Annotated in this window: 21 protein-coding genes and 2 pseudogenes; 13 read left to right on the forward strand and 10 right to left on the reverse strand. The window is 43.1% G+C overall.

Translation table 11 applies throughout. The annotated features are described in order from the left end of the window. Positions 1 to 265: 265 nt before the first annotated feature. A complete protein-coding gene (locus F6K53_RS02860) occupies positions 266 to 1,744 on the forward strand; it encodes a hypothetical protein (protein WP_293065939.1) in 1,479 nt (492 codons plus the stop codon). Between the two features lie 469 nt (positions 1,745 to 2,213). Here F6K53_RS02860 and F6K53_RS02865 read toward each other — a convergent pair whose 3' ends face one another. Both F6K53_RS02865 and F6K53_RS02870 read right to left on the reverse strand, forming a co-directional pair. Then, entirely contained in the window at positions 2,214 to 2,411 is a 198-nt protein-coding gene (locus F6K53_RS02865) for a hypothetical protein (RefSeq protein WP_293065941.1), read from the reverse strand. A 182-nt stretch (positions 2,412 to 2,593) separates the two neighbouring features. Then, on the reverse strand, positions 2,594 to 3,310 hold the full coding sequence (locus F6K53_RS02870; protein ID WP_293065944.1) for a thermonuclease family protein: 717 nt from the start codon (positions 3,308 to 3,310) through the stop codon (positions 2,594 to 2,596). Positions 3,311 to 4,091: 781 nt separating this feature from the next. Here F6K53_RS02870 and F6K53_RS02875 point away from each other — a divergent pair. Further along, the gene (locus F6K53_RS02875) at positions 4,092 to 5,054 is read left to right on the forward strand and encodes a deoxyhypusine synthase family protein (RefSeq protein WP_293065946.1); all 963 of its coding nucleotides are present in this window, start codon (positions 4,092 to 4,094) and stop codon (positions 5,052 to 5,054) included. A 135-nt stretch (positions 5,055 to 5,189) separates the two neighbouring features. Here F6K53_RS02875 and F6K53_RS02880 read toward each other — a convergent pair whose 3' ends face one another. Further along, the gene (locus F6K53_RS02880; RefSeq protein ID WP_293017902.1) at positions 5,190 to 5,372 is read right to left on the reverse strand and encodes a hypothetical protein; all 183 of its coding nucleotides are present in this window, start codon (positions 5,370 to 5,372) and stop codon (positions 5,190 to 5,192) included. 79 nt (positions 5,373 to 5,451) lie between these two features. Here F6K53_RS02880 and rpsD point away from each other — a divergent pair, with 79 nt between their 5' ends. Continuing rightward, the gene (rpsD, locus tag F6K53_RS02885) at positions 5,452 to 6,060 is read left to right on the forward strand and encodes a 30S ribosomal protein S4 (RefSeq protein WP_293017903.1); all 609 of its coding nucleotides are present in this window, start codon (positions 5,452 to 5,454) and stop codon (positions 6,058 to 6,060) included. Between the two features lie 66 nt (positions 6,061 to 6,126). On the opposite strand, the gene moaA is transcribed toward rpsD, so the two are convergent. Further along, complete coding sequence (gene moaA, locus F6K53_RS02890; protein WP_293065949.1) at positions 6,127 to 7,113, reverse strand: GTP 3',8-cyclase MoaA; 987 nt, start codon at positions 7,111 to 7,113, stop codon at positions 6,127 to 6,129. A gap of 258 nt (positions 7,114 to 7,371) precedes the next feature. On the opposite strand from moaA, the gene F6K53_RS02895 reads away from it, so the two are divergent. The 4 genes from F6K53_RS02895 (at position 7,372) to guaA (ending at position 11,973) form a co-directional block, all read left to right on the forward strand. Continuing rightward, the gene (locus F6K53_RS02895; RefSeq protein ID WP_293017905.1) at positions 7,372 to 8,280 is read left to right on the forward strand and encodes an alpha/beta hydrolase; all 909 of its coding nucleotides are present in this window, start codon (positions 7,372 to 7,374) and stop codon (positions 8,278 to 8,280) included. 473 nt (positions 8,281 to 8,753) lie between these two features. After that, on the forward strand, positions 8,754 to 9,899 hold the full coding sequence (cbiD, locus tag F6K53_RS02900) for a cobalt-precorrin-5B (C(1))-methyltransferase CbiD (RefSeq protein ID WP_293017906.1): 1,146 nt from the start codon (positions 8,754 to 8,756) through the stop codon (positions 9,897 to 9,899). A 130-nt stretch (positions 9,900 to 10,029) separates the two neighbouring features. Continuing rightward, complete coding sequence (locus F6K53_RS02905) at positions 10,030 to 10,167, forward strand: hypothetical protein (RefSeq protein WP_293017907.1); 138 nt, start codon at positions 10,030 to 10,032, stop codon at positions 10,165 to 10,167. Between the two features lie 162 nt (positions 10,168 to 10,329). Further along, on the forward strand, positions 10,330 to 11,973 hold the full coding sequence (gene guaA, locus F6K53_RS02910) for a glutamine-hydrolyzing GMP synthase (RefSeq protein ID WP_364301620.1): 1,644 nt from the start codon (positions 10,330 to 10,332) through the stop codon (positions 11,971 to 11,973). 30 nt (positions 11,974 to 12,003) lie between these two features. Here the strand turns inward: guaA and F6K53_RS02915 are convergent, their stop codons facing one another. Beyond that, entirely contained in the window at positions 12,004 to 12,180 is a 177-nt protein-coding gene (locus tag F6K53_RS02915) for a hypothetical protein (protein WP_293040708.1), read from the reverse strand. Positions 12,181 to 13,421: 1,241 nt separating this feature from the next. Next, a pseudogene (locus tag F6K53_RS02920) lies at positions 13,422 to 13,644 on the reverse strand (transposase); the annotation flags it as partial. Between the two features lie 336 nt (positions 13,645 to 13,980). Here F6K53_RS02920 and F6K53_RS02925 point away from each other — a divergent pair. From F6K53_RS02925 to F6K53_RS02935, 3 genes and pseudogenes are all read left to right on the forward strand, one after another. Beyond that, a complete protein-coding gene (locus F6K53_RS02925) occupies positions 13,981 to 14,151 on the forward strand; it encodes a hypothetical protein (protein WP_293017909.1) in 171 nt (56 codons plus the stop codon). 184 nt (positions 14,152 to 14,335) lie between these two features. Then, a pseudogene (locus F6K53_RS02930) lies at positions 14,336 to 14,947 on the forward strand (IS4 family transposase); the annotation flags it as partial. Positions 14,948 to 15,066: 119 nt separating this feature from the next. After that, positions 15,067 to 15,198, forward strand: coding sequence for a hypothetical protein (locus F6K53_RS02935; RefSeq protein ID WP_293065957.1), 132 nt, complete (start codon positions 15,067 to 15,069; stop codon positions 15,196 to 15,198). A gap of 732 nt (positions 15,199 to 15,930) precedes the next feature. On the opposite strand, the gene F6K53_RS02940 is transcribed toward F6K53_RS02935, so the two are convergent. Further along, a complete protein-coding gene (locus F6K53_RS02940; RefSeq protein WP_293065960.1) occupies positions 15,931 to 16,389 on the reverse strand; it encodes a PilZ domain-containing protein in 459 nt (152 codons plus the stop codon). A gap of 398 nt (positions 16,390 to 16,787) precedes the next feature. On the opposite strand from F6K53_RS02940, the gene hemJ reads away from it, so the two are divergent. The 3 genes from hemJ (at position 16,788) to F6K53_RS02955 (ending at position 18,552) form a co-directional block, all read left to right on the forward strand. After that, complete coding sequence (gene hemJ / locus F6K53_RS02945) at positions 16,788 to 17,369, forward strand: protoporphyrinogen oxidase HemJ (RefSeq protein ID WP_293017911.1); 582 nt, start codon at positions 16,788 to 16,790, stop codon at positions 17,367 to 17,369. A 224-nt stretch (positions 17,370 to 17,593) separates the two neighbouring features. Further along, positions 17,594 to 17,941, forward strand: coding sequence for a hypothetical protein (locus tag F6K53_RS02950; protein WP_293017912.1), 348 nt, complete (start codon positions 17,594 to 17,596; stop codon positions 17,939 to 17,941). Positions 17,942 to 18,159: 218 nt separating this feature from the next. Further along, the gene (locus tag F6K53_RS02955) at positions 18,160 to 18,552 is read left to right on the forward strand and encodes a hypothetical protein (protein ID WP_075903958.1); all 393 of its coding nucleotides are present in this window, start codon (positions 18,160 to 18,162) and stop codon (positions 18,550 to 18,552) included. 372 nt (positions 18,553 to 18,924) lie between these two features. Here F6K53_RS02955 and F6K53_RS02960 read toward each other — a convergent pair whose 3' ends face one another. From F6K53_RS02960 to rbfA, 3 genes are all read right to left on the reverse strand, one after another. After that, positions 18,925 to 19,167, reverse strand: a complete 243-nt coding sequence (locus F6K53_RS02960) for a DUF4327 family protein (protein ID WP_070395448.1) — start codon at positions 19,165 to 19,167, stop codon at positions 18,925 to 18,927. Positions 19,168 to 19,946: 779 nt separating this feature from the next. Then, a complete protein-coding gene (locus tag F6K53_RS02965; RefSeq protein ID WP_293065966.1) occupies positions 19,947 to 21,707 on the reverse strand; it encodes a glycoside hydrolase family 3 N-terminal domain-containing protein in 1,761 nt (586 codons plus the stop codon). After that, positions 21,704 to 22,102 (reverse strand): 30S ribosome-binding factor RbfA, encoded by a 399-nt coding sequence (rbfA, locus tag F6K53_RS02970; protein WP_008179934.1) that lies wholly within the window; start codon positions 22,100 to 22,102, stop codon positions 21,704 to 21,706. The genes F6K53_RS02965 and rbfA overlap by 4 nt, the downstream gene beginning before the upstream one ends. Between the last annotated feature and the right edge of the window lie 22 nt (positions 22,103 to 22,124).

Genomic DNA, 22,124 nt, shown 5'->3' on the forward strand with positions numbered 1-22,124 from the left:
GATTTCAGGGAACAGGGCTAAACCGAGGCCGAATTCTTGAAAGCCTTGCAGCGCCATGGTTATAGCTTCGTTTACCAATCAGCTCTGAGAACTGTGATAATTAAGCGAATTTCGTTTAAAATTAAGAGCTGATAAACTTTGCTTACAAATATTACAAAACTTAGGTGTTTTTTATTACGCTGTAGATGTAGTAAAGCTCAAAAAAATCAAGTTTTTAGGCTAATTTATATTTCTTTTCACAGAGAAAAAAAGTCAGGAGTGAATCATGGTTACTTTCGCGGATTTAGGCACTTTCACCAGGAATTTCATCAGCCGCAATGGGGAGTTTAGGCTCTTAGACCGCACTGATGTGTTTAAGTTTAGGGTCTCAAACAACGGTCAAATTAAACTCAATCTATACAATATTAGTGCTGGTGATAATGCTAACTTCAGACTCTACCGGAACACTAAGAATAATGGCATCTTGGACTTTGGCAAGCAAAAGGTGGCTAGCTTTTTACAGGGTAGCAATGCTAACGATGTGATCAACTACAGTGCTAGCAGTGGGACTTACTTTGCCCAGGTCAGACCCTACGCTTCTGGTAGCAATGGCATTGTTTCCGATGATTTAGAGTTACCTGAAAGTACTACCACTACTGGAATTACTGCAACTACTAAACCAAATACCTATCAGCCCTTGAGCCCGAACCAAGTCTTTTCCCTCAACAGCAATCCAGACGCAGACCACGTTATTTACCTTGACTTTGATGGTCATACTACCACAAATACCCCATGGAACCAGAACTTCGGGAATTCCATTGTGACCCCTGCCTATGACACGGATGGGGATACTTCAAATTTTTCCACTGCTGAAACAGAGACCATTTGGCGCATTTGGCAACGGGTGGCCGAAGACTTTAGTCCCTTTAATGTCAATGTGACTACTGCCCAACCGTCCGATGACCAACTCAAAAAAACTAGTAATAGTGATTCCCAATGGGGCATTCGCGTTGTGATTGGGGGAGATGGTTCCTGGTTTCAAGAAGGTACCGGTGGTGTGGGTTATATTAATTCATTCAACTGGAACAGTGATACCCCCACCTTTGTTTTTTCAGAGAATCGCGCTGGAGGCAGTGAGAAAGCGGTGGCTGAAACTATTAGCCATGAGGTAGCTCATACCTTGGGTCTTACACATGACGGTAATTTAACCAACGAGTACTACAATGGTCATGGCAATGGCAGTGTCGAAACAGGGTGGGCTCCTATTATGGGAGAGGGCAACGATAGAAATCTAACTCAATGGAGCAAGGGTGAGTATATCGGTGCCAGCAACCAAGAAGATGACCTAGACATCATCACTGGGCAAAATGGTTTTGGCTATCGCCTGGACGATTATAGTAACAGTCTCATCGGTGCAGCAGCGCTATCTTTCAATGATGGTCAGGTGGAAACTTATGGCATTATTGAACAAAATAACGACATTGACTGGTTCACGTTCAATTCAACAACGGGCAACATAGCCCTAGATATTCAGCCTTTTGAGCGAGGACCTAATTTAGACATTCTGGCTAGGCTATATAATGCTTCCGGTCAACTGATTAGCTCTTCTAATCCCATCGGTTCTCTGTCCGCTAGCTTTAATCTTAACCTCTATCCAGGACAGTATTATCTAAGCATTGATGGTACTGGCCAAGGAAACTTAGTTACCGGATATAGTGATTACGGCAGCTTAGGACAATACTCTATTACTGGGACGGTTGCTTAGACTCTGCAATCTAATGCTTTAGAAACTTTCTTCAACATCTTCTGATATCAAAGGGGATGTTGAGAATTTAGACGAGTTTAACGCTTCCTCACCCAACTCCGAAATTATGCTACCAACTGCAAATAATCTTTGGTGTCCACCTCTGCTAAAAATACCTCAATTTACCCTATAGGTAAACCAGGAAAAGCCAAACTTTATTGACAAAGACTATATTCTCGATATCGTAACTGATAAATCTCAAAAGATTCACCATCATAACGCCAAACTTCTGAAACCCCTAACTCTGCATACACAGCAAAACGGTTCATAGAACTACTGGTAATATCAATTTATACTACTAAATCTGGAGCTGGAGCGGGGGAGCATGTCAACTTTGTAATTAGGTACATAGATCCCCCCTAACCCCCCTTAAAAAAGGGGGGAATTAGATTGAAAAGTCCCCCTTATTAAGGGAAACGGGGGATCTGAATCAGGGATTAACAAAACTGACATGCACCCCTGTAGCGGTTTCTAAGTTAATCCTTTTTTTGCCCTTAATTAGGCTAATCTTTTGGATATAAAAGTTTTTAGAGAACTTCGGAATAGGGAATAGGGAATAGGGAATAGGGAATAGGGAATAGGGAATAGGGAATAGGGAATAGGGAATAGAGCAGTTGGCATTCAACATAAGTATTGATTATTGCAAATATATAAGTGGACTGTATCTTTTTTGTCCAATTTTATTAATTAACTTATAGGCAAATGGCTAGATCACCTACATTCAATGTTCTTAACCCTACTCCCTACTCCCTACTCCCTACTCCCTAAAACCCAGAACAAAATTACCTCAACCAATTGAGAACTGCTATCTTACTTCAGCGTCTCCTTAAACCTATCCTCAAACTGATCTTTAGTGATCTTGCCAGCTTCTAGGTCTTCATAGAGGGTTTGAATTTTTTCTGCCAGCTGCTGATCTGCATCTGGGTCTTCAAGCAGGGCTTTTTGCTTTTTCTTAAGGGGACGAAACAACCAAGGCTCGATAAATCCTGACTTCGGTTCTTGCCATAACCCTTTTCCTTGGCGTTCCGCATCTGCCTCTGCCAACAGAAGAGAGATAGCCATCTCACGAGGGCACTTACTAAAATAATCGTAATAAATCAGTGCTAATCCTTCTTTGACTAAACTATGCTGAAGAAATGTGCCATCCAATAAGTAAACTTCGCCAATCCTACGATTGTAGCGAGTGTCGATGTCGGTAATTCTCAATTTAACTTTATTACCATTTTCTTCTACCAACTGTTTGACCCAGTCTTTACCTTCGTTGCCCCACTTAAATTGACTTTGATAGAGGGCATTGTCCTGATTTTTATCCTCAAGTTTTTTGTAACCCCACCCCTTAGGAGTTTCTGGTGCATCAATGTAAACGAAGCGCACTGTAATCTCTTCTCCGGAGCCATCAATCACATCAATGGTGTCAGCATCGGAAACTTTCTTAACAGCGTAGGTCTCTAGGGACTCAAAGTATGGCGGTACTTGAGGAGCAACTGACCCTACTTTACTTAAAATTTCACTAATCAAGTCTGTCATGGCGTAAATCGTATCAGGACTCAGATAAAAGTAATCGGTGAACAGGCCATCAGTGCCTCAAATCAACAGCCGATGCTATTCTAGATTTAAGACTAACCATAGCAAAACACTTACTGGCTGTCCATTCCCTTCAATAATCCCACAACGGGAGCAACGCCAGATGAGGGAGGTCACTTATTTCCCTGTCCGTTCCACCAGTAACCTTCAAGACAGGTGTTACCAGATTGATATATCATAGGAATTCGTGATAATTGTTAAAAACAACACCAAATCGAGAAGCGTTGCTGGTGATCAGGGATTTCTTGATCTCAAACCCAGTTGAAACCCCTTGTGTACAAGCGGCGGGGATAAAAACAAGTTAGGGGCGTGATTCCCCTTGTCTACTAAATTTGTGACGAGGAATCATACACCTCAAAAGCTAGTTGACTAGATAAGGATTTTCTAGCAGTGTTTGGTGCTGAAAAAAAAACCTAGCTGGCTCCCCATCAGGCACTACATCAAGGCTTAAGTCTAATCAAAGTCAGCCTTGGAGTTTTGCTCCGGAGCGAACGGTACGATGTTTTCAATTATATGAAGACTTGATATCGTAGCTTGTTTCCTTCTTGCTTTAGCTGAGGGAGAGTTCAAGTTGGCAGTCGCCAGTTTTTCATCAAGGCTCTTAACTAACTGCTGCTTCCGGTTTTTTCCCATTTGCTCAATGGGTGATTCTGCTGTTTCTAGAACGTTTATCTATAGTTCTGTAAAGTACTCAACTGTAATACCCACTATTGGAGGAAAAACGATGATTCGAGAGTTCATGAACAGAAATTTTCGACACTTTAATGCAGCCGTGTGTGTTCAGGCGGCTGAAGGATGGGTGAAACACCTGGAATCTGGTAATAAAATGTTTCTGACTATGGCTGGTGCCATGAGTACAGCAGAGCTCGGTATCTCTCTGGCTGAAATGATTCGCCAAGACAAGGTACATGCCATTTGCTGTACCGGAGCCAATCTTGAAGAGGATATATTCAATCTGGTTGCCCACGCTAAATATAAGAGATTACCGGATTATCGTTCACTGAAACCAGAAGAGGAAAAGGCTCTTTTTGAGTCCGGTATGAATCGAGTTACTGATACCTGTATTCCTGAAGAAGAAGCGATGAGGAAAATTGAACGGCATCTGCTGAAACTGTGGAAAGCAGCTGATCAATCTGGCCAAAGCTTTTTCCCATACGAGTTCATTTATAAACTTATTGAAAGTCAAGAGCTTAAAGACTATTATGAAATTGATCCTCGTGACTCATGGGTGATGGCAGCATGGCAGAAACAAATTCCTATTTTTGTTCCTGGATGGGAGGATTCAACTCTGGGAAATTTCTTGGTTTCTGAAGTTATTAAAGGAAATATCAGTCGCTTGAATGTTGTGCGGAGCGGTCTTGAGCTGATGGTATTTCTTGTTAATTGGTATAAGGAAAATACCAGAGATTTTTCCATGGGATTCTTTCAAATTGGGGGTGGCATTGCTGGAGATTTTCCCATCTGCGTTGTGCCACTGATCCACCAGGATCTCAAGGAAGACTGTAAGTTGTGGAGTTACTTCGCCCAAATTAGCGATTGTACCACCTCATACGGTTCCTACAGTGGCGCACTACCTAGTGAAAAGATTAGTTGGGGCAAACTTGATACGGACACCCCTAGTTACGTGATTGAATCGGATGCATCAATTGTAGCTCCGCTGATTTTTAATTACGTCCTGGGTCAGTAAAATCATGTCCGGTTGAATACTTACACGCTTGTGCCCAATCGAAGCCATTTGGCAGAAGTAAAGGAATAAGGTTTAATCGGAGATGGTTTTTTATCACTAATTATCCGGACATGATATAAACCTAGAAGTGATTATTTAGGGTAGTTGCGTCAAAGCCTTTACCCCGCCTTCTTTCGTGAAGCGATCGCGTATGGGTTGGGTAGCGCTAATCCCGTTATATAGCACTAAGGTGGTTTGCAGTATAGAAATTTCCGTAGATAGGGCTATTGACCTAACACCTGCTGGAAATTTTCCCCATGGCAATTTCCTTATCCCCACTGCCCTAATAAATTGTATGATAATAGTTTTGGGAAATCTTTAGTAAAGATAGTACACAATATAGTACAGAGGAACTTATATGGCTCGATATAGAGGCCCGCGTCTGCGGGTGGTTCGCCGCCTGGGTGATTTGCCCGGCTTAAGTCGTAAAACACCCCGCCGTGCCTATCCCCCAGGTCAACATGGTCAAAACCGTAGGAAACGCTCAGAATATGCGATCCGTCTCGAAGAAAAGCAGAAACTCCGCTATAACTACGGAGTGACTGAAAAGCAGTTAATTCGCTATGTCCGTAAAGCTCGTCGAGCCACCGGTTCCACTGGACAAGCTTTGCTGCAACTGCTAGAAATGCGACTGGATAACACAGTCTTCCGCATGGGTATGGGAGGTACCATCCCAGCTGCTCGTCAGCTCGTGAATCACGGTCATGTTACTGTAAATGGTCAAGTAGTTAATATTGCTAGCTATCAGTGTCGCCCTGGGGATGTGATTGCGGTTAGAAACCGTGATCAATCCCGCCGTCTAGTAGAACGCAACTTGGAATTTCCTGGCTTAGCAAACCTTCCTAGCCATTTAGAGTTTGATAAGAACACCTTCACTGGGAAGGTGAATGGGATTATTGATCGGGAATGGGTAGCATTACAAATTAACGAGCTACTGGTGGTTGAGTACTACTCCAGGAAAGTCTAACCCGGGTTGAAAGTTAACAGGTTGAACGCGATCGCGTTCAACCTGACTAACCTGTAACCTAAAAAACTATCCGCCAATTTGTGACATCGTCCTTGTATATAAACCATCGGTACCAGAGTCTCTCTCCTTGAAATTGATTTCTGGTTTAATCATCAGCAACTGTCTGACCTGCTCTCTTAAGTCAGCGGTATCAACGCCGCTGCGTAGAGCAGTTTTTAAGTCAACTTGACCTTGTTCATTAAGTAGGCAGGGACGCAGCCAACCATCAGCAGATAGACGCATCCGATTGCAGCGATCGCAAAAACATTCTGACATCTGACTAATAAATCCCAGGGTGCCCTTGGCACCAGAAATCTGGAACACATCAGCTGGGCCATTACCCCGGACACTTGATTCTATCAAACCCCAGCGTTCACGAATCCGTTGCCGTAATTCTTCCGAAGGTACCCACGCCCGCTCACCAAATAGCTGGGAGTTCCCGATGGGCATAAACTCGATAAATCGAACGTGCCAGGAGCGGTCAATGGTTAGAGCAGCTAAATCCAGCACTTCCTGGTCATTAACTCCTGGAATTACCACCACATTCAGCTTTAACGGGTCAAATCCAACCTGATGGGCAGCTTTTATCCCTTCCCAAGTCTGTTCCCAGCGCGAACGTCCCCGATTGCCAATAATTTTGTGAAATGTCTCTCGATTGAGGGAGTCCAGACTAATATTAATCCGCCGTAAACCCGCCTGGTAGAGTTCCTTTGCCATACCAGCCAGTAAAAAGGCATTGGTAGTCATGGCTAAATCTTGTGTTTCGGGTAAAGATGCGATCGCTCTAACTAACTCCACTACACCTGGACGCAATAGGGGTTCACCTCCGGTGAGGCGAAACTTTCTAAATCCTACCGGGATAAACACCTCCTTGAGCAGAGTCAGCAGTTCTTGATCAGTGAGTAATTCTTGCCGTAGGATATAGTCAAGTTCTGCTCCTTGAGGCATACAGTACTGACAACGGAAGTTGCAGCGGTCAATCAAGCTAATCCGGAGATAGTCTACAGTATTCATAATTGCTGGGAGGATGGGGTTTCAAAGGGTTTTGGTAATAGGTTATACGTATTCCGGAATCTGTCTCTTAGCCCTTGTAGCTAATGCTATGCAGCATCTCTTCCCAAGAATCCAGTGATACTGCAACGGTTAGGGTGCATTCCTTTTCTTGCAAAGCCTATTATGTGACCCTCAAGGGATTGTCACAATTGCTTACTCATGGTGTCCTCCCGTACCTAAAATCGAGAAGAAACTACCAGTATCCTAGATTTAGGGGAAATGACCGACAAACCAGATTTTCTTCTATACGCACAACACGGATGGGCGGATAACTCTAAAGCGATGGCAAGCCTTGCCCAATCCTTAGCCACATCCCGCACTGCCATCATTACTCCCGATCTCGGTTGGTTCAAAACTTGGCTCTGGATAGAACCCCTAATCAACCAACTCGAACACATCGTCTTAGATACCATTGTCACTTATCCCCAAACACCAATCCGAATTATTGGTCATTCCATGGGTGGCTTAATTTGGCTAGAACTCCTCAGCCGTCACCGAGACTGGTGGTCACAAGTAGAATCCTTAGTGTTGATTGGTTCTCCTATTGGTGGTGCAGATCTAGCTAGAATTATAGACCCCTTTGGCATTGGTATTGGTATCGCAAAGGATTTAGGTATCAACCGCCGACAACTAGCAGAGTCCATTGGCGCAGTGATTCCCACATTAGTAATAGCTGGTGATAGTGATCATGGTAGCGACGGCACGATAACAATAGAGACAACCAAGTTTTCTCCTAGTCAATTCGTTTGTTTACCTAATCTGCGTCATGCTGCTCTCAAAAATCATCCGTTAGTCGCAGCAGAAATCCAGAAATTTTGGGCGAATCCAGTTATCACACAATCTCCTCCACCAGGAGACTTTATTACTAGCTTAATTCGACAATTACACTCAGTCCCAGGTATGACTGATGGTCATGGTCGAAATTTTAAGCGAGCCAAAACTTATATAACATTTAAAAATGGCATTTCCATTCGGACTTGGCAGAATCCTTTACTAATACACCATGTATTTGTGGCTAGCCCTGAAGGAGACTGTCTCTACAGTGGTTTTGTAGGTTGGATACATACTCAAGCCTTATATCAAACCCTTGGAAATATTATAGCAAAGGGAACAGGGAGCAGGGAGTAGGGAGTAGGGAGTAGGGAGTAGGGAGTAGGGAGTAGGGAGTAGGGAATAGGGCATCAAAAATTATCACAATTCCTACACGGATTAGTATTGTTAGTTTAAAATTGTTACTAAAAAAAATAATTAAAAAATTTATAATAAATCAATATTTACCTGGAATAATACCTTGCCGATAGTGAATGTAAGCAGAAACAAATTAATATCACACTGGATATTATAGGGATAAACAAATCTCAACAGACAGCAAATTAAATAGATTTTTGCCTCTTATTTATAAAAAAAAACTACCGCTAATGTAGATTTTATTAACATTACATAATAAGTAGGTTAAACACTATATAATACAAATAAAGTTAATCACTTATCAACTAGTTTGGGGATTTTTGGTAATTGGTAATCGGTAACTACAAATTACCAATTACCAATTACCAATTAGACAATGAAGAACTAAGCGATCGCAAATTTTACCTGGTTACATGACCACCTCCCTACCTAAATCTGGATATACCTTACCCGTATTCGCCTGTGCCTCAGCAATAGCCGCCCTCCATAAGTTACGCAACGACCAACCTGTGGAAACGGTGTCAGTGGACTTAATTAACCCTCCTGAAACCGTAGACATTCCCATTGAGCAAGTGGCTAGGATTCGAGAAGGGGTAGCGCTAGCTATCACTCACTCTAACCCTGGTGATAACCTTGACCTTACCCGTAATACCCCGATTTGGGCAGTCGTAGAATGGGGTTCCTCCGAGCAAACTAAATCGATACAGTTATTAGGGGGTGAAGGAATTGGACGACAAATCAATGCCGGAGGGAAACCAGCCATCTATGCTTACGCTAAGAAACTATTGCACCATAACTTGAGTTGTCTGCTAGTAGCGCCAGAGAAAATTCAGGTGACGATTATCTTGCCGGAAGGGCGGAAGTTGGCACAGCGTACTTCTAATTCTGCCTTTGGTGTAGTAGAAGGACTTTCCCTACTAGGAACTACTGGCATTTCCCAGCCTCTGAGTGCTCCTGGTCAATTAGCTGCTTACCAGGAGGAATTAAAAGCAAAAGCCAGCAAATTGCTAAAAGAGCAATCCTCCTCACATTCATCAACACTAGTGTTCTGTGTGGGAGAAAATGGCTTAGATTTGGCGCGAGGCTTGGGGATTAATCCCGAGCGGCTGGTAAAAACAGCTAATTGGCTTGGACCGTTGTTGGTAGCAGCTGGGTACTGCCAGGTGCCAGAAATTTTGTTATTTGGCTATCATGGTAAGTTAATTAAACTGGCAGGAGGAATTTTTCATACTCACCACCACCTAGCTGATGGACGACTGGAAATTATCACCGCTCACTGTGCGCAGTTAGGAGTACCAACCCCACTGATCAGGCAAGTATTTGGCAGTCAAACCACTGAAGCTGCTCTCAATTGTCTGCGTCAATGGGATCAGACTCAGGGCACTGATTGGGTCAATCAGGTTTATCATGCGATCGCATTAACCATTGACCAACGCTGCTTTGACTACATCCGCAAACACAGTGAGCACCATATCCAGGTAGGCTCTGTATTGTTCGATCGCGATCGCAAAATTATTGTTACCAGTCCCACAGGTTGCACATTAATTTCAAATTTGTGATAAATTTTTATAAATCTTAATACATTGGCGGGCGGATCTTGTAGCCGAACCCAATGTATGATAAATTAACTTGATTATCAGCTGAAACTTCGCATTTCAGGACATATAGACTGAAACCCTGAAAAATCTCATGACTAGAAGTCACGAGATTGTCAACAGACATACCACTGCCAGGCAGGTCTATGAAGTGCGTGTGGGAGTGGAAACTGACATAACCGTAAACAGATTGAGTTCTGTATCGTCGATGAGAGTCTACGACTCAGACTAACTGGTTAATGCCAGCGCTACCATCCACATCAAAGTGTTGGGGCGTTGAAGGATTAATTTACGGAAACCATCAGCTTTCAACCTATCTGTTCATAGCAATCAATTTATGCTGCCAAGAAGAACACCTAGGCAGCGACCTGTTCGTACATTCACACAACTAAACATGACGAACACAGCAGTAACCCTAAGGACCAACAAACTATCTTACCAGAAAGAGGCATTGGCTGTAGCCTCTCTAGCAGAGCAGTTGAATCGCCAGATGATTGTGATTCTGGACTTCGGCTCTCAATACTCGGAACTGATTGCTCGTCGCATTCGCGAGACTAACGTTTACTCCGAGGTGCTATCCTATCAGACCACAGCTGAACAGCTACAGCAGCTTCATCCCAAGGGCATCATTCTATCTGGAGGCCCCAATTCCGTCTATGACGATGGTGCTCCCCTATGTGACCCAGAAATTTGGAATCTAGGTATACCCGTGCTAGGGGTTTGCTATGGGATGCAGTTGATGGTGCAACAACTAGGTGGAACAGTTACCAGGGCAAAAAAAGCTGAGTATGGTAAAGCCGCCTTACTAATTGATCACCCCACTGACTTACTGAGCAATGTGCGAGACCACTCAACCATGTGGATGAGCCACGGGGATTCCTGTGTGACTTTGCCAGATGGGTTTGAAGTCCTTGCCCATACTCAGAATACCCCTTGTGCGACCATCGCTAACTATCAGAAAAAACTTTATGGCGTGCAATTCCATCCAGAAGTTGTGCATTCAACCGATGGTATTGCCCTAATCCGTAACTTTGTTTACAGCATCTGCGAGTGTGAACCCACTTGGACCACTGCTGCTTTTATCGAGGAAGCAATTCGAGAAGTGCGTGCCAAAGTTGGGGAAAAACGGGTTCTGCTGGCTCTGTCTGGTGGAGTAGATTCGTCTACCCTTGCTTTCTTACTCCATCGCGCCATTGGGGATAAACTAACTTGTATGTTTATTGACCAAGGCTTCATGCGCAAAGGCGAGCCAGAGCAGTTGGTGAAGCTATTTGAGGAAGAATTTTCTATTCAAGTAGAGTATGTAAACGCTCGCGATCGCTTTTTGGATCGCCTTGCTGGTGTCACTGACCCAGAAGAAAAGCGTCGCCGCATCGGTCACGAATTCATTCGCGTCTTTGAAGAAGAATCCCAACGTCTTGGTCCATTTGATTATTTAGCTCAGGGTACCCTATATCCGGATGTGATTGAATCAGCCCATACCAACGTTGATCCCAAAACCGGTGAGCGGGTAGCTGTGAAAATCAAGAGCCATCATAATGTCGGAGGCTTACCCAAAAACCTACGCTTCAAGCTGGTAGAACCATTACGCAAGCTATTTAAAGACGAAGTGCGCCAACTCGGTCGTGACCTCCGCTTGCCAGAAGCGATTGTGCGCCGACATCCCTTCCCCGGACCAGGATTGGCGATTCGCATCATTGGTGAAGTGACCCCAGAACGGTTGAATATTCTGCGGGATGCTGATTTTATCGTTCGAGATGAAATTCGCCGACAGGGGATGTATAACGACTTTTGGCAAGCCTTTGCCGTGTTGCTCCCAATACGCAGTGTGGGAGTAATGGGGGACAAGCGCACTTACGCTCATCCGATTGTATTGCGCTTTGTTTCCAGTGAAGATGGTATGACCGCTGACTGGTCACGAGTACCTTATGAGTTACTTGAAACTATTTCCAACCGGATTGTTAATGAAGTCAAGGGAGTTAATCGGGTAGTCTATGATATTACCTCCAAACCCCCTGGAACCATAGAGTGGGAATAGTTTCTTCAAAGCGTGATTAGTGATTAGTGATTAGTGATTAGTGATTAGCCATTCTTCATTGGTCAGATGACGTAAGCATTCAGCCGTCAGCCCTGAGCCATTCGCGTAGCGTGGCCATAGTCCAAGGCTCACGCTACTTGAGGTGCTTATTTTATTCAAAACCACCTCAAGTAGCGTGGCCACAGGCAAATGGCTGATACGCGACACGCTGATAGCTGATAGCTGATACCAAATCCGGTTATTATAGGTTACTTACCTAAATCCTCAAATCAAGTCTAGGCAAAGACTTTGATGGTTTTGAATATAGTCTTATTAAACCGGATTTGGTATGATAGCTGAATGCTTACCAGATGACTAATCACTAAACAATATAAAACCAAAGTTTCCAGTTTAGTGGAACTTCGGTTGATACACTATGGCAAAAGCAATAAGTAGTCGGACAAAATAAATCGCACTGTATTAAGTTTTGTAAAGGATTGATAAGTCTAACATTACGTGACCCGATGTCAATTTTCAAAAAGCAAGACCTAGAGCAGTTGAAAATCGTAAAAATCTTCAAAAAAACCGGCCATGAAACAAATTAAATCACTTCAATATAACCAGAATCAGACCGAAGCAAAATGACAGAATACTGAGCACATGAGAGTGATTAACTATCCAGTCATTTTCTTAAATCAAACCTCAAAAATTAATTAAATCTAAATCTTTTGACCGCCAATCCATTCCGATTTTGTCTCGTCTGAATACCTGCCATTACAGCGACTGCGCGCTTCGTATTCATCCTCAAACATTTGACCAGCTAATTCATCTTCTTTCAGTCGTTGCTACTCCTTCTCAATTCGATTGAGTTCAGGAGAATAACTAGGTAACAATAATATATAGCGCTACGCGCAAGTCAGAAGTTATAAGTCAGAAGTCAAAAGCAAGCTAGGACTAGGTTTCGGAGTTTAGGAATGTCCTAACAGTAGCGCGTAGTGCTATATAAAGTCCAAGACTCTCCCATTTATCATAATTAGATTTCGTTAATTTACTTGTATGAATAGAACCTTGGTCTTGAACAACAACAGTTATTTTTCCAGTTTTATTTAATCTTTATTCTGCTTGTACTGCTTGCCAATTCATTAATTTGATCTAACTTTCGCTCTCTTGGTGCGCGTTCACGCTTAGCTTTGAAAAAGCCCTGGGTCGCACCGCTTTTAAAACTTTTGAAAGCCAATCCATACTCAAAACTTTTTCCTCTTTATAATAGTCCACATATATTTAATCTTTTACCTTTTTTTTTACCCGGCTCGTAACTACTCAGAGCAAAAAGTAGAGCTTGTTGAGAAAGATGTAAATCACAAGCTCCATCAAGTTAATGGTATATGTATATTGCCAGCTGTTGCAGACAGCGACCAGCCAAAATTAGGGCTTGAAAAGATTGAGATAAATTACAAGCCCTTGAAGTATTAAGTAGATGGCAATCCAGGCGGATCGCGACCAGCATTAGACAACAGTTCACACAAACTGTTAATCGCCGACGAACCTTTTAACCGCTTAGTTTCTAAGAAGCTAAACATTTGAGCAACTAACGAGCGCGCCCCAATCACTTCTAGCTCCACCACTAACTTTGCGATGTACTACTACAGGACGCAACCCTCGCTCGGCATCATTGTTGTCCGGTTTAACTTCGTATGGGAGTTAAAAATGTCAGGGTAAACGCATCTAACTTAAGTAAGTTTTCAAAAATCTATATTTCTCAATTTTAACTAGTAACAATCAAGCGATTGGAGCTGACTAAAAATTTTTGACCGCGTCCTCCCTTAGTTCCCGAAATGTTAACTCATAAATTTGGGTGCATATTCGGCTTATTCTCTTGGATAAAACTTGACTAACAAGTCCCTAGTTATTTACTGGCAGATGCTAAAATTTTGACTAAATAGTTATTGTCCATAGCAGCACGAAGCGCGTTTCATCTTTAAACTTCCTTTAAAGCTGGCTTCTTGTTTCATTATATAGCAATCCTAAATGAATTGTGATAATTTTGTTCCCTGTTCCCTACTCCCTACTCACTACTCCCTGTTCCCTGTTCCCTGTTCCCTGTTCCCTTTGGTATATTTAAAGCTAAACGACTTAGTAAAGCCAAGTTTTCATGAGAATTATCCTTGCGAATACGACTACTCTCTTCAGAGAAGGTGACATCTAATATCCAATGTAAGCTGTTTTAAATCCCCCAATGACTGCGGATAGCTTTAGCAATTTTATCAGCATTATTTTCCAAACTACTTATGTAAAAACGAACTTCAGTGGTTGTTTTATTCCACAAAAGTCGCTCACTGTCTTGATGCAGTCGCGTTCAAACCATGAGCGGCTGCATCAAGACAGAGCCTTTCCTATATATTTTGAATTACTTCCCAAATTAGGGTAAGCGCAATATTAATGAACAGAAAACTGCCCTATCTTCAGTGATGCCACTTTTAAAAAATTATAAAGGTCTATTAGGGGATAGATAATTTTGCTCACTCAAGCTGGCGCAGCATCTCCAGTCGTTGGGTGTATATTTCTGCTTACGTCTTAAGAATAACGAATTTATCGAAGTGAAAAATTATCTTTGGATTCAATTAAATAATTTAGGCGTAACACCAGGATTATCTTTGTTTCTCCAAGGAGTTAAAGTGACAAAAACCCGTGGGTTTATAAGTTTTAATGTCCCTTGTAAGTGGCAACGTAAAATTAAGGGAATAGCCCCAAAAGAAGCCTGGTTTATTCTGACAAATCTTGAGAGCTTAGAGTTGGCGATTTCAGCTTATAAAAAAAGATTTGATTCGTTGGCGAAGCCTGGTGAGCGAAGCGAGGCATGGAAATGTTTAGAGATTTTAAGACAGGTGGTTATAATATAGAGGAGACTAAGGTTGAAGGTAAACGACTTATTTCTCTAGTTTTATTAATTGCGATAGCTTACACTTCCTCAACTATTCAAGGTCAGCATATTAAAGCGATGCAGCAAGGGAACAGGGGAGGCAGCGCGGTCTTGGGGGTCTCCCCCGGAGACGAAACCTGATTACGTTGAGCCTTTATGGTTGGTAGGCTATGCAGATGCATGGTTAAAACTTATTGATTAAGGCGAGCCTGTCTTACGGTAACTATCGTCAAAGGCGACGCTTGGCCGTAGGCCACGCCAAAGGCGAACGCGAACAAACCATGAGCGACTGCCGTGGTTTCCCCCGGAGACAAAACCTTAGATAGTGGAGCCTTTATAGTTAGCAGGTTATGCAGAAAAGGGTTAAATATTTTTTAATAAGGCGACCCTATCTTACGGTAAATTCAAACCATGAGCGACTGCATCAATACACCATTTTTCATTTGTCAGACACGCCAACGAGTTCTTAAAAATTAGTCATGAAGTCATTATCTCATATTTGGTGCTCAACTTAACCTGGGTTGTGTTTAGCACATTTTTGCTTATTTGTCAATCTAATTTAGATGCGTTTGCCCTGCAACTTATCCCAAGTTTACTTAAAATTAATACTTAAAATTAATAGGGCTCTCCTAGAGTGGCTATGATAAATTCTGATCAAATAAGCGCTATAGTGCTTGCCCAGTAATGCTTTGAGTGATTGAAAAATGCAATTTCAATAAAAATGTATTTTTATAGCGGTTTTTCCCCTAATGAGGTACACATATTTTTTTACCTTTTCCCTCTTCTGACTTCACTGCTCCGAAGTCCCTGCTCCCTGCTCCCTAAAACCCGAAAACTTGTACCTTACTAGCTTAAAAAACGCTATAGTTGATTGAATCCCTTGCTATTTAAGGGGTTAAGCTCATTTCAACTACTAATTTACTATAATCAGTCTAGGAGAGCCATTAATACTTAAAATTAATCAGTAGTAACTGCTTACCCTATTAATCATTAACTCCATCACCCGTCATCTCTTCAAAGGGTAATATCTTTTCTGGACGCGCAACTTAGTATGAGGATTAGGTATAGCAGGTGTTAGAAGTCTTAGCCGGATCATTTCTTAGTAACTTATTCAGCTGAAGTTGAGGCGTTGAAATAGGTGTTGCTGGCAGACCCAACAGACAATCTAGACTTTCTGGTGAGACTGTAACAAACTGTAAACCAGCTCTATAGTTTGCTAGGGAATTTCCTTTAGATTCTTTGCACCACATGACTTTAACTGTAGCATTCACTGTGTGATTTTGTGGCAAGAAAAACTGTATTTTGATAACTTGACCGACTGGAATAGCTTTTTCACTGTAAATGCTGCAACCTCCTCGACTAATATTAACGACTGGATGACGAGCTGAGAAGAGACCAGCCAATCGATAAGAAATGGAGGTCTGTTGGCGAGGTGATCTTCTTTTTTCTCGCATGCTGTTGGCATTAATCATACCCTTGACATTGGTTAAGTAAAACGTTTCCCTGTCTTGATGCAAAGCGCAAGTGGGGGTTTACCCCAAGACCGTAATGGTGCGTTTACAGTCGTCGAATTAAATTCGCCACGGGTCGCACCTCTGCATCGCTTTTTATTTGTCCATTGTCTCAACCCCAGGTTTACGCTATGGTTCATCTATCTGTTTGAATCTGTATGGTTTTTGTATGAGTTTAAGAAGACATGAGATAATCGTAAGCATTTAGCGATCAGCTCTGGTCTACTAAGCTTTTGAAGCAAGGAAAACTTAGGCATTTGGCTGAGGACCGTGAGTATATGATTATTCGTGGGACTTCCCTCAAGAACCTGATAGCTGATACGCGACACGCGCTATAGCTGAAGTCAGGAGGCTAGACACTGCTCAGCTGCATGACGCTGTTGTAATAATGGAGGACACAATCTATGGCTTATTTCTGGTTCAAGGCGTTTCACTTCATTGGTGTAGTGGTTTGGTTTGCCGGTCTGTTTTATCTGGTGCGTCTGTTTGTCTATCATGCAGAGGCTTCACAAGAGCCCGAACCTGCCCAAACCATTCTCAAAAATCAGTATGAGATTATGGAAAAACGTCTCTATCACATAATTACTACCCCAGGTATGGTGGTAACGGTAGCGATGGCAATTGGTTTACTGCTAACAGAACCAGAAGTGCTCAAGCAAGGTTGGTTACATATCAAGCTGGCTTTTGTAGCCCTTTTACTGGTCTATCATTTCTATTGCGGTAGGATTATGCGACGGCTGGCTGCCAATGAATGCAGTTGGACTGGTCAGCAGTTTCGTGCTCTCAATGAGGCACCTACTGTCTTGCTGATGGTAATTGTTTTACTGGCAGTGTTTAAGAACAGTTTGCCTACAGATATTACCTCTTGGTTAATTCTTGCGATGATTATAGTAATGGCTGCCTCAATTCAGCTGTATGCCAAAAAGCGGAAGCGGGACAAAGAGAAAAGCTTGGCTACCACGTCCCAAGCAGAGCCTCAGCTTTGATTATCAGCTTTGATTAATAGTCATTGGGGACCGATGTTAGTCCCCACAGCAAAGTATAATCCCAATAGGAAAGTATAATAAGGACTTAATGTTTTTCCCCTTGAAGTTAACCGTTTACCGTTGACTTGAACTGCATCGGCTGGGTAGAATGTCTCGTTTATTTTTACCGACTTAACTTATCAACCACGATTAACAAACAATCGATTACATCTTAGAGTTGCCTTATGTCTGCTATACCACTTAAATTAAATCTTAATGATGGTTCGGTGTCTTTTCCATTCACCGCCGATGCTGCCAAAAAATTGCAAAGTGAGCTTTACCAACTGATGCAGAGTCTGAAAGCTGCTGCTCAGGTATCTAGTGGTGGTAGACCCAAGCCTCAAAAACCGATGGAGTACCAATTTACTGGGGATGTCTTTCTTGAGATTTTCTGCAATCCCAATATCTATCCTTCTCCATTTGCGGCTATTGTCTTAATTACTCTCAGAGATGATCGCATCCGCTTGAGTACGGAAGCTGAACTGACTCGTGTGGTAGAAGATGTTAACCTGTATTTGGAACAAGTCAGCTGAAGGCTTGGGTGTCATTTCCAGCAACTGTTGTCGTGTCAGATCCTGCCTAATGTCTCTCAAGAAACTAAGGTCAGAGGCAACAGGCGGGTCAGAGGCAACAGGGGGAGATGGTTAAGATGGGGAAGAATTTGTTAACCGTTTCGGCTCTTCCATAGCAGATGCACTGCACGTCCGTGGGACGTTCTTAAGAAAAAATTTATGGGAAATCGTTAGTATAAATGAACTCCAACAATCTCCTGGAATTACTGCAAACTGGGTTTCGCGCCTCCTTGGGGGCAACAGCCTCTTTCGTTGAAACCCTGCAAGACCCTGACAAGCGTGAAGAAAGTCTGGCTCAGTTTCAGTCAGATTTCAATCAACAGATGACTGAGTGGGCGGAAAAAGGAGAGACTACTGAACTTGAAGCCCGACGTTTTATTGAGCAGATGTGGAATCAACCAGGTAATTCCGTGGATCCACCGACAACAGGTACCTCCAGTGATCCTACTGCACCATCATCTAACAATCCTGTTCAGTCCAATGCACAGGATGATATTGAGGAACTGACAACACAACTTGCTGATCTTCGTAAGGAGTTAGAGGAGTTGCGTAAATCAGACAGTAATAGTTAGATTTACGCGGAGCGTGAAAAAACTCAGGTCTGAGTGGGAGACTAGAGCGGGAGCCTAATAGGCAAGAAATCAAGCACGGGAAACAGAAACTCCGCTCAATCTCTGACATTTCTGTTCCCATCTAATAGATTTACCCACTCAGCGCTGAGATACCATCAACTCAAGGCTTTTTACTAAAAATGGCAGCTTTGTTACTCCCCAACACCATTCCCTGAAGTTTGCTGAGATCTACTCAACCGCTGACGGTTGCCCAACCAATCCGGTAAGTCACTATAGCCTTTATCGGTGGCATTGATGGGGTTTTGCTGGTTACCGACTTGATCGCACTTTTTTGTCTAAGGATCAGCTTCTATGCTGTGTCACTGAGGTCCCTTAGTCATTTTCCCATTGTTGAGAACCGATCAGGTCAGCAATGCGGTCTCTTAGCAGGAATTCGCACTGCTCTAGCTCACACTCCACACACAGCCATTCTCGAGCTGGAATATATTGGCAAAGAACGTAAATGGGCTGTTGACGACTGACAAATCCTTTATCCACCAAGCGACGTGCTTCGTCTTGGATCACATCGATTGAGTAACGGATAGAAGGGGTAGATGGCACTGTGTTAACACTCATGGATATCTTATCAGCTTGATCTAAAAAACGGGGATACGATTATATTAATCCAAATTTATTTACTGTGAACTAAAATTATTTCAGTATAAGAAGTTACCATTGACCAAGATTTGTTGATAAGGATCTTCAAATACCTTGGGCAAGTTGTCAAAGTCTAACCCATGCTCAGCTAAAATGCCTACTGGGTTATGACTGAGCCATTGGTCATTGGCTGTAGGAGCTACCTTTCTCTCAAGCCCCCTATCTCTATATCGACCACCTGGCTGCCAAACCCTTCTGATCAACCCAATCAGATAACATTGGTTTGGTAATCAGAATATGGGATATATTTTAGAGACTGTTTGTTAAATAAAGCTTAAATGGGTTGGATCGGGGGCGAGTACTTTAGCAGTGCGACCTTGGTCGGGTTTCCCGACAAGCGTGAACGCGCACCAACAGAAAAGCTTATCTTCTAACAGAGCTGTCCGCCGTAACCCACCCATATTCATTACTCTAGCTGTCTTAAGATTTACTTTATAAATAGTCTTTTATAAAGAGTCTCTCAATAATCAGGGAATAGGGGATAGGAGTAAAGCTGGAATTCTCGGTGTTTTTTGAGATTGGATTGGGTATTTTGTCAACTCCTATTAATTGACCAGAGCTATATGGTTATGTTATATTTCCGTCTTTTTTAAAAAAAATCTTTACTATCGGTATTGCAGTAGTTCATATCCATCTTGTCCTCTGATCAAGCTGTAGAGGGGCAAATTGGCAAAAATTAGCTTAAAACTCCATAAAAATTAAATAAATCTCACAAAAGTATCTATTGTTGAGCTTTCGGGTAACAATGCTTCAAGAGCGATCGCTTGAGCTGCTGGCATCTGCCCGTAAGAAAATACATATGGTGTTTCCGGTGGCAACTCGGGCAGGAACTGCTCTAACACATAAGGACTACCGTAAATCACCAGAGCTTGTAAATTCCCAGTTTTTAACAACATCTTAAACCATGCCCTAGCTACTGCTGTCAATCCAGCACTACCCCGAAACGGGTTACCTCGGATAAATAGCTGTAGCAGAGTAGATTTAGCACCAACAAAATTATCTACTACTTCCGAAGGTAGGGTAGTGTGACTATCAACCAGTTGGAGTTTGTAACCCAGCCTTCTTGGTAAAGCGACTGCTGGTGTGTGCTGTCCCAAAAAGTTACAAGCTAAGAGATCATCGACCAAAATTAGATTACGTAACGGTTGATTACTGCTGCTTGGTATTGATGCTGAAGCTAGAAAACCTCTAGTTATCTGGGAAGCCTGGAGAATATCGGCTACAGTCGTTAGGGTGGTTGGTTGAGCTAGTTGCGAGAGCCAATTGGGGTTGGGTTGAAATGTTATCGGTTGTTGAGCTGGATCATCGTCTAAGCCCGACTCCAGGACAGGTTGTGAGGGTGGGTTTTGTAGAGATGGTATTTGTTGTGCAGCGGAGTGTTCGTCTAAACCCTCTCTTTGACAGTGATAGCCCACTTTACGTTTTGCACGACTGATGCGCTCTACTGATGCCTGAATCCGCTCCCGTGAGATCCGTCCTTGTTCGACTGCTTGACAGACTGCCTCAATTGCTGTCTCGGGATTAACGGGCATCAAGAGAATATCAGCACCGGCTTCTACAGCCATGACTGTGGCTTCATCGGCACCATAGCGATTAGCAATTGCCCCCATCACTAGAGCATCGGTCACAATCAATCCTTCAAATCCCAAGTCTGTGCGCAACAGTTGAGTCAAAATTCGCTCAGAGAGGGTGGCTGGGTGTTGGTCATCCCAAGCTGTAATTAGGAGGTGAGCGGTCATGATGGCATCTACCCCAGCAGCGATCGCATTGGTAAAGGGAGGCAATTCGACGGTAGCTAGTCGGGGGGGTGAGTGGGGCAAGACTGGTAAATCCAGATGGGAATCTGTCGCGGTATCCCCATGACCGGGAAAATGCTTGGCAGTTGTTAAGACTGGATAGGGTCGGGTTCCTTGGATAAAGGCAGAAGCCAATTGGCTAACGATTTGAGGGTTATCACCAAAGGACCGGACATTGATCACAGGATTTTTGGAATTGTTGTTGACATCAACAACTGGTGCCAGGATCCAGTTAATCCCAATGGCCAACGCTTCAGTAGCGGTGATTTCTCCCATGGTACGGACATACTGCAAAGCTGGCTCAGGATCGTTTTGGGCAATCGCTCCCAGTGCCATCGGTGGGGGAAACCAGGTGGCACCGGCAAACCTTTGACCCACACCTTCTTCAATATCAGCAGCGATCAGTAAGGGAATTTTTGCCCACTCTTGGAGTTGTTTCGACCTGAGGGCGAGTTCCACAGCACTCCCGCCTAGTAAAATAACACCCCCAATACCTAACTCTTGCAACCAACGCTGCAATTGTTCAGCTGGGGGTTCCCAAATCGGATACTGAATTTGGTGATCAAATAGGTAGCCGGATGCTCGAACCACTACCATTTGCGCTACCTGTTCTGCTAGGGAAAGGTTTTTTAGATCAGGCAGTGACTTTGGGAGAGAATTCAAGCTTGTGCTCCAGAAATATCGTCTTCGAGTTGCTTGCTCTGGCGTTCTTGAGAAAGCTGATTCAGTAAGTTCAGCATCTGATCGCCTCCTTCGAGACCACGGTCTTCAATAAACATGACCTCTGGTGTGCGGCGCAGGCGAATCCGCCGACCTAGTTCTCGGCGGACATAACCTGTAGCTGATTTTAATCCAGCCATTGTTTTAGATCTTGCCTCATCAGTTCCATAGATGCTGACATAGATCTTAGCGTGCTGCAAGTCACCAGAGACATCAACGTTGGTAATGCTAACCATTCCACTACCGACCCGGTCATCTTTGATATCGTTAAGCAACATTTGACTAACCTCCTGCTGAATTAAGGAGGAAACCCGAAAAACACGGCGATTTGTAGTCATGACGTTCCCTTTGTTAAAGTAT

It is taken from the genome of Moorena sp. SIO4A1 (assembly GCF_010672065.1).
Taxonomy (GTDB): Bacteria; Cyanobacteriota; Cyanobacteriia; order Cyanobacteriales; family Coleofasciculaceae; genus Moorena.